This is a genomic window from Aliidiomarina shirensis (assembly GCF_003987345.1).
GTDB lineage: Bacteria > Pseudomonadota > Gammaproteobacteria > Enterobacterales > Alteromonadaceae > Aliidiomarina > Aliidiomarina shirensis.
In genome coordinates this window covers 120,835-133,722 of record NZ_PIPP01000001.1, presented here as the reverse complement: position 1 = coordinate 133,722, position 12,888 = coordinate 120,835, and the positions used below count along the sequence as shown (strand labels likewise).

16 protein-coding genes are annotated in these 12,888 nt (G+C 45.8%); 2 read left to right on the top strand and 14 right to left on the bottom strand.

Annotation, left to right across the window (positions count from 1 at the left end; all coding sequences use genetic code 11):
* Positions 1-106 precede the first annotated feature (106 nt).
* Entirely contained in the window at positions 107-925 is an 819-nt protein-coding gene (gene murI / locus CWE13_RS00600) for a glutamate racemase (protein ID WP_126805410.1), read from the bottom strand.
* Between the two features lie 174 nt (positions 926-1,099).
* On the opposite strand from murI, the gene CWE13_RS00595 reads away from it, so the two are divergent.
* Together CWE13_RS00595 and CWE13_RS00590 are read left to right on the top strand one after the other, a co-directional pair.
* Positions 1,100-1,789 carry a tRNA (adenine(22)-N(1))-methyltransferase gene (locus CWE13_RS00595; RefSeq protein ID WP_126805409.1) on the top strand — a complete coding sequence of 230 codons (690 nt, stop codon included), beginning with the start codon at positions 1,100-1,102 and terminating at the stop codon, positions 1,787-1,789.
* A 56-nt stretch (positions 1,790-1,845) separates the two neighbouring features.
* The gene (locus CWE13_RS00590) at positions 1,846-2,853 is read left to right on the top strand and encodes a zinc-binding alcohol dehydrogenase family protein (protein ID WP_126805408.1); all 1,008 of its coding nucleotides are present in this window, start codon (positions 1,846-1,848) and stop codon (positions 2,851-2,853) included.
* Between the two features lie 96 nt (positions 2,854-2,949).
* Here the strand turns inward: CWE13_RS00590 and msrB are convergent, their stop codons facing one another.
* From msrB to CWE13_RS00525, 13 genes are all read right to left on the bottom strand, one after another.
* A complete protein-coding gene (msrB, locus tag CWE13_RS00585) occupies positions 2,950-3,474 on the bottom strand; it encodes a peptide-methionine (R)-S-oxide reductase MsrB (RefSeq protein WP_126805407.1) in 525 nt (174 codons plus the stop codon).
* A gap of 237 nt (positions 3,475-3,711) precedes the next feature.
* Positions 3,712-4,005: a hypothetical protein gene (locus tag CWE13_RS00580; protein ID WP_126805406.1), complete on the bottom strand. Its 294-nt coding sequence runs from the start codon at positions 4,003-4,005 to the stop codon at positions 3,712-3,714.
* Between the two features lie 84 nt (positions 4,006-4,089).
* Positions 4,090-5,160 (bottom strand): 23S rRNA (cytidine(2498)-2'-O)-methyltransferase RlmM, encoded by a 1,071-nt coding sequence (gene rlmM, locus CWE13_RS00575; RefSeq protein ID WP_126805405.1) that lies wholly within the window; start codon positions 5,158-5,160, stop codon positions 4,090-4,092.
* A gap of 27 nt (positions 5,161-5,187) precedes the next feature.
* The gene (locus CWE13_RS00570) at positions 5,188-5,784 is read right to left on the bottom strand and encodes an alpha/beta family hydrolase (protein WP_126805404.1); all 597 of its coding nucleotides are present in this window, start codon (positions 5,782-5,784) and stop codon (positions 5,188-5,190) included.
* A complete protein-coding gene (locus CWE13_RS00565) occupies positions 5,784-6,689 on the bottom strand; it encodes a transcriptional regulator GcvA (protein WP_126805403.1) in 906 nt (301 codons plus the stop codon). Before CWE13_RS00565 ends, CWE13_RS00570 begins: the two co-directional genes overlap by 1 nt.
* Positions 6,690-6,766: 77 nt before the next feature.
* Complete coding sequence (locus tag CWE13_RS00560; RefSeq protein WP_126805402.1) at positions 6,767-7,069, bottom strand: winged helix-turn-helix domain-containing protein; 303 nt, start codon at positions 7,067-7,069, stop codon at positions 6,767-6,769.
* On the bottom strand, positions 7,066-7,533 hold the full coding sequence (locus CWE13_RS00555) for a hypothetical protein (protein WP_126805401.1): 468 nt from the start codon (positions 7,531-7,533) through the stop codon (positions 7,066-7,068). Before CWE13_RS00555 ends, CWE13_RS00560 begins: the two co-directional genes overlap by 4 nt.
* 255 nt (positions 7,534-7,788) lie before the next feature.
* Entirely contained in the window at positions 7,789-8,463 is a 675-nt protein-coding gene (locus CWE13_RS00550; RefSeq protein WP_126805400.1) for a GOLPH3/VPS74 family protein, read from the bottom strand.
* Between the two features lie 28 nt (positions 8,464-8,491).
* On the bottom strand, positions 8,492-9,031 hold the full coding sequence (locus CWE13_RS00545) for a DUF1415 domain-containing protein (RefSeq protein WP_126805399.1): 540 nt from the start codon (positions 9,029-9,031) through the stop codon (positions 8,492-8,494).
* Between the two features lie 10 nt (positions 9,032-9,041).
* Positions 9,042-9,938, bottom strand: a complete 897-nt coding sequence (locus tag CWE13_RS00540; protein ID WP_126805398.1) for a mechanosensitive ion channel domain-containing protein — start codon at positions 9,936-9,938, stop codon at positions 9,042-9,044.
* Positions 9,939-10,703, bottom strand: coding sequence for an SDR family oxidoreductase (locus tag CWE13_RS00535; protein ID WP_126805397.1), 765 nt, complete (start codon positions 10,701-10,703; stop codon positions 9,939-9,941).
* Positions 10,704-10,718: 15 nt separating this feature from the next.
* Positions 10,719-11,603 (bottom strand): 3-hydroxyisobutyrate dehydrogenase, encoded by an 885-nt coding sequence (gene mmsB / locus CWE13_RS00530; protein ID WP_126805396.1) that lies wholly within the window; start codon positions 11,601-11,603, stop codon positions 10,719-10,721.
* 117 nt (positions 11,604-11,720) lie between these two features.
* Positions 11,721-12,866 (bottom strand): enoyl-CoA hydratase/isomerase family protein, encoded by a 1,146-nt coding sequence (locus CWE13_RS00525; RefSeq protein WP_126805395.1) that lies wholly within the window; start codon positions 12,864-12,866, stop codon positions 11,721-11,723.
* Between the last annotated feature and the right edge of the window lie 22 nt (positions 12,867-12,888).

Here is a 12,888-nt window from a genome sequence, read left to right as displayed (position 1 = left end):
TATTTATTTAAACGCTTGTTTTATTTTTTGCATAGTGCCACAACTAGCAATACAAATATAGCGCCAAACGCATAGGTATTCGCGATGCCTGTACGGTTGAATTGGTTTAGAAACCAGCAACCGTGAAACCCGCCCCCCACAGTACATCTACCTGTTTTTGGAAGTGCGTTTGGTTGCCACTGGTGATAAACCGGGTTGCTGCTAGCTCTGTGCTTGCTGTGTTCAAATCAGCTGTCTTCAAATCCGCTTTGTTCAATTTTGCATGATTAAGCCGACGCATTACTTCTTTCGCTACCGCTACTTCCGTATTGATAATACGCACCTGTGGCCCTGCAACCCGAGAAATCACCGGTAATAAATGGGCGTAATGGGTACAGCCCAACACCAAGGTATCGACACCTTTTTCAGTGAGCGGTTGCACATATTGCCTTACCACTTCCGCCGCAGCATCATAATCAAGTTTTAGCGATTCTACCTGTTGCACTAAATCTGGGCATGGCATCAACTCAACTTGAATATTTAACGCTACCCGATCAGCCAAAGCGCTAAACGACGTTGTTTTCAACGTTCTTGGCGTCGCTAAAACACCAATAATGCCAGTTTTGGTGTTTAGCACTGCCGGTTTAATTCCGGGTTCAGTACCAATAAACGGAATAGAATAGCGCTCACGCAAAGCTTCAATGCAAGATGTTGTAGCGGTATTGCAAGCCACCACAATCGCTTTCACATTTTGGCTAATTAAATATTCCGTGATAGCCATGCAGCGCTGCAAAATAAACGCATCGTTTTTTTCGCCATACGGCGCATGTAGGCTATCCGCTACATAAATAATATCTTCGTTTGGCAGAAGCTTACGGATTTCTTGTGTAATCGCTAAACCACCAATCCCGGAATCAAACACACCAATAGAACCACTAGAACTCACTTACCTATCTCCACACGGGGGCAACATACTTGCTATAAACAGCTTAGCGAAAGAATTAAAAAGCGATACAATTACGGTTGCTGTGTAAAAGGCTAGGGTTAATTCACTAGGCCTTTACCACAGTTAAAAACCCAGAACCAATATACTTATACCGCACCCAAATAGGCGTTCGCCATGAAACTAGGTAAACGATTGCAGCAAATCAAAACCATGATCCCTCGCGGTTACGACCATATCTGGGATACCTGCTGCGATCATGGTTTACTGGGTGCAGCATTACTGCAAAATGATGTTGCGCCGAATATTCACTTTGTTGATATCGTACCAGAATTAATCGCAGAGCTTGAAGCGAAACTCCATAAGTTTTCAGCAAAGCTTATACCGGCTGATTCCGCACTGAGATGGCACACCCACTGTATTAATACCAACGCCCTTCCACTTAATGCATATTCTGGTAAGCATTTAGTGATTATTGCCGGTGTGGGGGGTGATTTAACCCAAGAAATTGTCACGGCCATTGTGCCGCATCACGCGGGCGCTAAGATCGATTTCTTACTGTGCCCAGTGCATCACGAATATGCCTTACGCCAACAATTGATTCAGCTTGAATGCCATCTTCTGGATGAAACACTCGTAGAAGAGAATCAAAGAATTTACGAAATTCTGTATATATCCACCAATGCGCGTGCGGTAAAGGTTCCGATTCAGCCGGTAGGCAGTTTACTTTGGCAAGCCAACAAGCCAGAAGCAGTTCTGGTGCGCAAGCAATATCTAAAAACGAGAATACAGCATTATCAACGGCAAACACGCAATAATCACCTAGCTAAAGAGGCTTTAGCTGCATATCAACGCGTGATCCTTTAAAGTAGAAACTCGTAACGGTATTCTAACCTGCATTTTTCGCTTTAGGAGTACAAGCAATGAAAGCTATTGGCCATCAAAACACCTTACCTATTGATAACTCCGCTGCATTACAAGACATTGAGCTTACCAAGCCGGTTGCAAGCGGCCATGATGTATTGGTTAAAGTGGAAGCGATATCGGTAAATCCGGTCGATTGTAAGATCCGGAGCAATCGCAAACCTGAGAATGGCGATTGGCAGGTGTTAGGTTGGGATGCCGCGGGCACTGTTGAAGCCGTTGGCCCAAACGTAACCTTGTTTAAGCCCGGTGATAAAGTGTGGTATGCCGGCGATGTAACGCGCTCGGGTAGTAATGCTGAATATCAACTTGTTGATGAACGTATTACCGGTACGATGCCAAGCAGCCTCAGTTTCGACGAGGCGGCCGCCCTGCCACTCACTAGCATAACGGCATGGGAAATTCTGTTTGATTCATTCTTACTGCGGGAAAACGAAGGCGAAAACGAAAGTTTACTCGTGATAGGTGGTGCCGGTGGTGTAGGCTCAATTCTCATTCAGTTGGCGAAAAAACTGACCAAGCTTAATGTCATTGCTACCGCATCCCGGCCGGAAACCGCTTCTTGGGTACAGGAAATGGGCGCTGATCATGTTATTAATCATCACCAATCGTTAAGCGAACAACTGCAGAATCTTGGCATTCAACCGCGCTACGTAGCGGCTCTTACTGGCACCCAAGGCCACTTTGCAAACATACTTGAGCTTGTAAAACCACGCGGCCACATAGCCCTTATCGATGATCCGGAAACCGTGGATATTAAAGCGGGTAAACCAAAAGCACTTACCTTTAGTTGGGAGTTCATGTTCACTCGCTCCATGTTTCAAACCGACGATATGCAAAAGCAACACGAATTGCTGAATAGAGTAGCGGCCATGGTTGATGCCGGCGAGATTCGTACCACGAAAACGAATCACCTCGGGCGCATAACTGCAGAAAACTTACGCGCTGCGCATGCTGAACAGGAATCCGGAAAAGTGATAGGAAAAAATGTACTCAGTGGATTTTGAATATACGTAATTATATCGAGTTAACGATGTAAGCACTCACGAAGTAGCTGTTTCCCTTCTTCTTAGTACAGCTACTTCGAGTTTCTATAAACCTAATTAGCTCCGCGGCGGCCCTACTTTATCAATATATTCGCCGTACCCTTCTGCTTCCATTTGGTCAACAGGAATAAAACGCATTGCCGCTGAGTTCATGCAGTAACGCAGCCCCGTTGGCCGCGGGCCATCATCAAACACATGCCCTAAATGCGAATCCGCCACTCGACTACGTATTTCGGTGCGTACAACAAACCAAGAACGATCGCGGCTCTCGGTTACGGCCTTGTCATTAATGGGTCGAATAAAACTTGGCCAACCGGAACCCGATTTATACTTATCGGCAGACGAAAACAGCGGTTCGCCGGAAACAATATCCACGTAAATCCCCACTTCTTGGTTATCCCAGTAGCGATTATCAAATGCCCGCTCCGTGGCGTCTTCCTGAGTTACTCTGTATTGCAGTGGCGTGAGCATTTCCCGTAGTTCCGCATCGCTTGGTTTTACAAATTTTGTTTCATCAAAACCATCTGCATTCACACTAAAAGTGAACGCGAGTAGAAGCGTAGTCGTGATTAGTTTGTTCATCGGATACCTCGTTAACACGATCTGTGGTGTGATCAATATTGAACGTTCACAGATATGTGCAAATAATAGACGCTATCAATGATTACGCAATATAACGTCCGCGAGGATCAGTAAAGCGCCCTTGCATGCATTCCATTGGATACATTCCATTGGATACATTCCGTTAGATACATTCCGTTAAATACAAGGGCGTGTTTGTGAAGAGGTTTTATTACTAACGAGGAAAAGCAGTGAACGCTATTCTGATTCAGTGCTCGCAGCTTGCTTTGCGGCTACTTGCTCTTGGTGTTTTTTATAGCGGCGTTCATTCACAAACCACAACACCAAACCAAATAAACCGCCTGCTACAAACCAAATAACACAATGAATCAATACCGATGTAAAGGTAGCCCCATCCGCTAAAATATTATTGAAATAGCCAATAATAATGAGCATCGGCAAGCCCCATGAAAGCACGCCATGAATTAATACAAACTTACCAAAGCCTTTTACTCGCGCTTCTTCCCAAGCTAATACTTCACGATCTTTCATCGTTTTACCCTATAAATAAGCGAAATTTACTTCCTAGATTCAACTAACTAAAACAGAACCCATTCCATGATTACATTCAATCGATTAGGTTTTAAATTTCTTACGAAGGTACACGGTAATCTCTTCGCGATCATGGTAAAGGTGCTTGGCACTCAACTCATAACCCCAAACTTCAGCTTCATTTAGGCGCTCACGAATCGCTTCAAGATATTGTTTTACTGCTGCATAGCGCGTTTTCATCGGCAACTTTAAATTGAAAATGGCATCATGGCACCATTCACCAATATACCAATCGGCCATTAAATGCGCTACGCGAACGGGTTTTTCCACCATATCGCACACCAGCCAACTAATGTTCTTACGCTTCGGCAAAAAGTGAAAACCATCTTCCTGGAAATGGCGCACTTGTCCGGTTTCCATTAAATGCTCATCCATCGGGCCGTTATCTACCGCCGAAACCATCATATCGTGGAACACTAAAACCGCTGTCCAGCCACCCGGGCTCGCGCCCAAATCAACTGCTTTCATACCCGGTTCCACCCGGCGTGCTAACTCGTGTTCTGGGATCATCACTTTAAACGCTTCAGCAAGCTTCGCTGCTGAGCGGCTTGGCGCAGCCTTTGGCGTGCGCACACGTGGAATACCCATTAAATACGGTGAGTGATTATAGCTGTAGGAATAGCCAACAACCACAGAATGTGTGCTGCGGAACAACACGTGCATAGCCGGACGGTTAGTTACTTCTTTCTCGGTTAATACGCCTTTTTCTTGCAAGGCCATACTCAACGGCTTGGTGATTTTACGACACAGAGCAGATAGCGAACGGCCATCGTTAGTATCGGTGGTTTCTATCCATAGCCGGCCACATAATTGCATTTCCGGCAACGCAGCTACTAATGGTGTAACCCTATCGGCCAGATCGAGCTGATTTAAATCAGCTACGCGCACAAATAATTGCCGGGAAAATATTAAAGAATGAACCGCCAATTTCCGAGCCAAGTGATCAGCTTCCTCAGGTTTGCATTCAAAAGTAACCAAAGCACTATTCGGCTGCGTTTTGCAATAACCAAACACGCCCAGAGCAGCTGCGCGCTCCTGAATTTCAGCAGCACACTCGCCTTCAAAACCGGCGCGGCAATACAACAAAACAGCCATAAAACTCTTATCCCTTAAATTCTTCGATTACTTAATTAATTTCGTTACAAAGGCATCGATTTCACGTGAAATCAATTGCCAACTCTCGGCATTTGTTAAACCACTGCGTTTTGGCCGCGATAAATCATGATTACCGCCCTCAACCCAATGAATGGTTAAATTCTTCGGTAGTGTTTTTTCGGCAAGCCATTCGGGTTTACCAAAGGGATCGCTAGTGCCGTGCACAATAAAATTTCGCTTCCGGCTATTCTCAAGCTCAGCTAAACGATGCTTATCTTGTTTGCCAGGTGGATGAAACGGAAAACCTAAGCCTACTGCAGCGATAGCATTCACGGTATCAGCACAACGAAACGCTACCCGCGCCCCCATTGATTTCCCCATCACCACTAAAGGGATATCATCACTTTCTTCTCGCACCTTCGCTACTTCTTCAATAAATGCAGCATCAAGTACATTTTGTTTATCTGGGGGGCGCTTTTTACCACTCTGTTCAATTATTTGCCAGTACGGAAAGGCAAAACGATGAACTTTATGGCCTTTTTGTTCAAGATTCGCAGAAATTGCCTGCATGAACTCACTTTCTGGGCCAGCACCCGCCCCGTGCGCAAACACAAATATCGCCATTAGGTAGCCTGTCCTTCATCTTCGTCACGTTTCACTTCAGCTAAAATCCAATCACGGAACTTCGCTACCTTACCCACATCTGCTTGCGATTCCCGACACACCATATAAAAAGCTTCGCTCGTAGGGAGTGTTTGTGGAAATACTTGTACCAAATGGCCGGAATCGATTTCCGGCTTCGCCAATACGCTATTCGCTAGCGTAACCCCTTGCCCGTGTACGGCTGCTTTCAAAGCTAGCGCTAAATGTGAAAACACAGGACCTCGTTTCCGCGTTGGCGGCTCTTCACCCACCATAGCGAACCACTCTCTCCATGCATTACGCGTTTCTTCATGAAGCAATGTGTGTTCATGTAAATCAGCAGGTTTTTGTAAGGGTTTAGCGCCCTGTAGTAGCAGCGGTGAGCATACGGGAATTAAGTATTCCTTGTGCAGCCGAAACGATTTAACTCCCGGCCAAGAGCCACTCCCGTAATAAATAGCAACGTCAACGTAATCGGTAAGCGAGCCACTAATTTCATCTACTGCTTTTAAACGCACATCGATTTCTGGGTGTGCTTCATGAAAGCGGCTTAAGCGTGGAACTAGCCAAAGTATTGCGAAGCCCGGCGGAACGCATACGGTAAGCGAACCTTGTTCACTAGCGAGCATTACTTTCGACGTCGCTAACGTAAGGGTTTCAAACATTTGCCGGATATCTAAATAGTAGTTTTGCCCGGCCTCAGTTAACAACAAAGCACGGTTGCGGCGTAAGAATAGTGCCAAGCCTAAAAAATCTTCGAGTGCTTTTACCTGATGGCTAACCGCCGCCTGCGTTACAAAGAGCTCTTCCGCTGCTTTCGTAAAACTGAGATGCCTTGCCGCAGCTTCGAAAGATCGCAAAGCATTTAATGGGGGTAGTTTTCGCATCGCTGTTCCTTTGCTTAGATTCGCACTTCAGATTAGCTAAATTAATCTGATTGATACGAATAATACCCCAATTTTGTTCAATTTCCCAGCAAATCAGCCTGTTCCGCTACCTCTTGCAAAGCTCTAACATGCCCAGCAAAAGCCTTTCTTCCCGTTTTCGTAAGGCTCAGCCAAGTACGTTGGCGGCCACCTTGGTTCGCTTTACGCGGTTGAATATATCCGGCCTCTTCAAGATACCGTAGTTGCTTCGAAAGCACAGAATCGGATACCTGCAGCTCCTCTCGAATCAATGAAAACTCCATTTCATCAATTGGCGCAAGTAGCGCACAAATCTGCAATCTATTCAAAGGGTGAATAATCGGATCGAAACCGCTACTCATTCACTTTCCTCCATTTCCTTCCGCCACACAGCCATCCAAACCCGGCCGAAGATCATAAGTGCAACAAAGATAAAAGCGCCGGAGAGCGGAACAACCCACGTATACCCTTTCCAGTTAAAGTAATAGCTTGCCGCAAACACAATTAAATACACTACAAAAAATATATAAGACACCACCTCAGTTTTGCCTTTACGCCAACCGGAAACCCAAACTTTTTGGTGCGTATAATTATGAAGAACAAAGAAAACACCTAAACACCCTAGTGCAACCGAAAGAATATCTAACGGGGTAGGAAACCCATGATGCATAACCAGTAGTGCTAAACATAAGCCTAGTAGCGGATCATGCCACCAAGGAACATGCAATTGATCAACAATCCGTTTACCACTCCCGCGAATACTATCCAGGCTTCTCCGTGCTTCTTCAGCCGTTAATTTATCGTTGTTGTTATCATTCTTACCCATAACTCACCTATTCATCATTGGTTTTAATACAAGAATAGTAAGCTGTACTACAACTAAATGACTCAGCATCACTTTCCACTGCGGAAAATGATAGCCTTCACTTTCCACTTCGTCAAGCGTTAACTTTCCACTATGGAAAGTTAAATTCTAAGTATAAGTATTTAAGTGATTTTTTCGAAATAAAAAAGCCCTCAACATTGAGGGCTTACCACCTTGGTTTCAAACCGTGATACGTAGTATTCGATCATAGTTGAGCTAGGTAGTGGCTACCGTTATCGCAGGAATCATAACCGCCACCATAATCGCCGCTTGGCAAGCTGCGATAACTTCTTTGGTTACATCACCCATGAGATCGCCAGCAACAATTTGCTCAATTCGCTCTTTGTGTTGTTTCAGTTCTTGTTTACTGAACACTTGCGGTAACAACGCTGCACTTTTGGCGAGCGCAATGAGAACCGTGGTGCGCGGATCCACTTTCGACTCGGAAGAAAGCACCGCATTCCGAATACGATTTCGGAGTTCTTTTTCCGGTATTGGGTTTATTTCTGGGTATACGCGCCGTGTAAACAACCACAGCACTTTATCTTCAGTTGCTTCTACAATCTTTTGTTCTGCCAATCTACGCGCAACTTTATGATGCAGTTCTTTAATGCTCGATAAGCGTTGCACCCATACTTTCATACTCCCGCGTCGCTTTGCTGTGGATATTTTTTCCAAACACTCATCCAGTAAAGCATCGCCGGTAGCCGAAGCATCTACAATATTCACGAGCTTTTTCTTACTATCTTCGATTTGCAATCGCTTCATAAACATCAGTTCAGATAACAAGGCACCGCTCACAGCGTAATTTAGAAACGATGTGCTCATCGTGCCTTTTTCTTCACACAAGGCCAGTAGCATTAGTTCTTCATATACTCTCAAATTACCCATGAGGACACTCCACTAAACAGTATCTAGCTTACAAGTTTGCCAAAATCTTCTGGAAGAAATCAGCGCCCTTCTTTTCAGCAAACGCCATATTCCGATCGGGAATAGATTCCGGATCGTCGTAACTACTAAGCGCTTTCTCAATGCTTTCTTCGCGTAAAATGTGCAAGGTTGGATACGGTGCGCGGTTGGTGTAATTCGATGCTGCATCTTGCTTCTCACCCTCAAAACAATAATCTGGGTGAAAGCTCGCCAACTGGTAAGTTCCCTCGTAACCCTGCACGGCCAGTAACTCATTCGCGGTATCAAGCAAATCCAGATAGGCGTAGAAACCTTCAAAACCGGCAGGCAGCATAATCAACGTGGTTTCAGTATCCATATTTTGATCAAGGAACTCACATTCCTTCACCAATACTTCCAATACTTCAGCGGCTTTGCGATTATCGGCAACCACATAGCGAAATGAGTTCCGCTCTACTTCCCTACGCGCAAACGGGCAAATATTGAATTTAACAATTAATTGTTCAACCCAAGCTTTGCTTTTGGCAATCACTACTGTGGAATCGGTCATTTAATGCCGCCTATTCTGGCTGATTAATTTGTTCTGGCTTTTCCGCCGGAACGCTTGCTTTCTGCGCACTAAAATCGGTATTACTAAACACATCCGATAAAATAGCTTGCTCAGCATAACTCCGTTCAGAAGCTTTTACTGGAAAACGTACTACCAAATGAATTTCACCAGCTGCTGGCACCTGCAAAGAAACCCGTGGCTCTACCGTGGGTATATCTAAACCACGGTTATCGCTCATGCGTTTCATGTATCGGCGCACATCGTCTAAGTATGGCTCTGAATGCTTTTGCGCCGCTTCCAGAAAGGCAGCTTTCGCTACTTTCCAGTTTTCTTCACGCTTGAACGGCACTACAAATACGTGCAACACCCAATCATGCGTATAGCTTTCATTAATCACGGCTTCAGAGACAAATAGCGAATTGGGTAATACCGTCATACGCCCAGTGCGTTGGTGCGTTAGCTTACCCGGGCCTACCTCAAGTATCGTGGTGGTTAATAAATTTTGATCGATTACATCACCACGAAAATCTTTAACTTGAATACGATCACCAATGCTAAAGCTGCGTCCGGCCGATTTCACCATGGAGCCGGTAACACACATAATCAACTCTTTCGTTGCCACCACAAACGCAACCGCAATGGCAACAATAGAAAGTGCTAGTGTGCGTAGCTCCGAGGCCCAAATCATCACTAAGCCTAGTACTAGCAATAACAGCAAACCATTGCGGCTTTGCACAAACCAACGGCGCCGTAATTCATTGGAATTCACGGTTCTACGAATAAACCGCCCCAACACTGCGCGCAGTGCTAAAACACCGATAATCAGCAACAATGAGCTCGCCAAAAGGCGGCTCATCGAACCGGAAATAGGAATGCTGTTAACTAACTCAGGCCAGAATTCGAACATTTATAAACGCACGCCACCATCGATTTCAATAACACGGCCGCTAAAGAAATCATTTTCAATAATGTAGCGCGCTGAATGGGCTATCTCAGCAGGCTGGCCCCAACGGCGCAGTGGCACCATAGCTAATGCACGTTCTACAGCCTCAGGCTTCATTTGTCCTGTCATTGGCGTTTCGATAAAGCCTGGGGCAATTGCTGCACAGCGAATACCAAAACGGCCAAGTTCCCGAGCCCAGGTTACTGTCATCGCTACCACACCAGCTTTCGTAGCGGCATAGTTAGTTTGGCCAATGTTTCCGGCCCGCGCCACACTCGAAATATTAATAATAACCCCTTGAATACCGCGTTTTGCCATCACCGCAGAAGCTTCACGACCACACAAGAAAGTGCCGGTGAGGTTTACGTCGATCACCGATTGCCATTGCTGTAATGGCATTTTGTGCGTAATTTCGCCATCTTTGCATTTAATCAGCATGCCGTCGCGTAAAATACCCGCGTTGTTGATAAGCACCTGCAAGCCACCAAAATGGTTATCGATTTCCGCAAACGCCGCTTCTACCGAAGCTTCATCGGTTACATTCACGTTGTAGGTTTGTACTTCCGCAGCGCCAAGTTTGGCGCATTCGGCGGCGGCCTCTTGCAACATTTCATCGTTCATATCAATAAGCGCAAGTTTCGCGCCACCGGCAGCGAAATCTTCCGCCATTGAACGGCCTAAACCTTGCGCACCACCGGTTACTACAATTACAGATTCATTAATTTGCATGAAACTCGTTATCCTTTATTTTTCAAATTTACGGAAAATGCTGGAGAAATCTTTGCTGCCGAAGCCCGCTTCGCTATGCTCAGAAAACAACTTCGCGGCCATATCGCCCATTGGCGTTGCCGAATCGCTCGATGCCGCAGTGCTGCGTGCTAAACCCAGATCTTTCAGCATTAAATCAACCAAGAAGCCGCCATTATAATCATTGCTTGAAGGCACGCTATCAATAACGCCTGGGCACGGGTTGTACACTTCCAAAGTCCAGTTGCGGCCAGAGCTTTGCAACATAATATCGCTCAACACTTTCGCATCTAAACCATGCGCTCTACCAAGTTGTAAGGCTTCAGAAGTACCCGCCATCAATACACCAAGCAGCATATTATTGCAGATCTTAGCCACTTGGCCAGCACCATGGCCACCGGCTTTAAATACATTCTTACCCATTTTTTCTAAAACTGGGCGTGCTTCTTCGATATCCGCAGGCTCACCACCACAAATAAAGGTCAGGGTTCCGGCTTTTGCCCCACCTACACCGCCTGATACCGGTGCATCAATAAAACGACGCCCTTTGGCGGTAATACCAGCGGCTAATTCGCGCGCAGCTTCAGCAGAAATGGTACTAGAATCAATTACTAGTGCGGTTTCAGGAATTGCATCAACAATGCCCTGCTCGCCCAAATAAAGCGCCATTACATGCTTATCGGCAGGCAGCATAGAGATAACAAAATCGACGTTATTTACCGCTTCTGCGGCGCTCTTCGCTACCGTTGCACCGGCTTCTTGCAGCGTTGCAAGCGCTACTTCCGATAAATCAAATACTTGAACATCAAAACCAGCTTTCACCAAATTGGTAGCCATTGGGCCACCCATGTTTCCTAAACCAATAAACCCGATACGAGCCATGTCATGCTCCTCAATGTTAATCATGATTATGTGCGCTGTTATAGTTCGCGCTCTTTAAATTCAAGAATGATAAAAAATTGCCGCGCTAAGGTTACTCAGCGCGGCATTATTAAGCCTTTATGCAGTATCGCCCAAATCCCGCAGCGGATGTTCATCTTCCGCCCAAGGCGAAATAAACATGCTGTCGATATCATCGGCGGTCACGTCCGCAATGCTTTTATGTGTCCATTTTGGTTTGCGATCTTTATCAATCAGTAAAGCGCGAACACCTTCTACAAAATCGCCTTTCACAGCGCAATTTACCGAAAGCGTAAGCTCTAATTGAAATGCATCCGCAAGCGCCAACGAGCCACCAAACTGTAATTGTTGCCAAACAATGTGCGCCGTTAACGGACAACCACGCGCTAGCGTTTTCTGCGCACGGCTCATCAGCTCATCATCCGTTTCATGCTGCAAAAACTGCTCGGAAACGGCAACAATATCGTTCCCTTCAAGCAACTTGCTGATCAAATCACGGCGTGCAAACAACGGGCCTTCGGCAAGCTCTTCGCTACTAAAAATACGTTGTTGTAACGTATCCGTTAAGGTTGCGTGATTTAATTCGTTATCGTCGGTCCAGCTCGCATTCACGAGTGCCTGCAATGTATTGGTATGCAAATCACTGGCGATGGCAAAATCGGCCATGCCAAGATAGAGCGCATCAGCTGCATTCACTTGCGCTGCTGTTAATCCAAGGAATAAGCCCATGTTATCGGGCAATTGCCCAAGAAAATAAGTAGCACCTACATCCGGGTATAAACCAATGCTAATTTCCGGCATTGCCAAACGCGAACGCTCAGTAACAACTCGATGGCTGGCTCCGTTCATAAGGCCCATACCGCCGCCCATTACAAAGCCATCGCCCCACACCAAAATCGGTTTATCGTAAGTTTGAATCAAGTGATCTAAACGATACTCAGCAGTGAAAAAATCAACCACTTCAGCTACCGGTTCATTCGGCATTTCCTGCATGGCATGATACATCGCAACAATATCACCGCCCGCACAAAACGCTTTCTCACCCGCCCCTTCTAACCACACACAGGCGATTTCAGGGTCGCTCTGCCAAGCGCGCAGTTGCGGCTCGAGCAGCAAAATCATATCTAAACTCAGGGCGTTTAAAGAGCGTTCCGAATTTAAACATGCGATACCAATCTTCTTGCCACTAACGGTTTCTGTTTCCGAAAATAGCACCGCTTCTTTATTGGTAACTTCCGCTTCCATAATGCTTTCTCCTTTGCTTAAG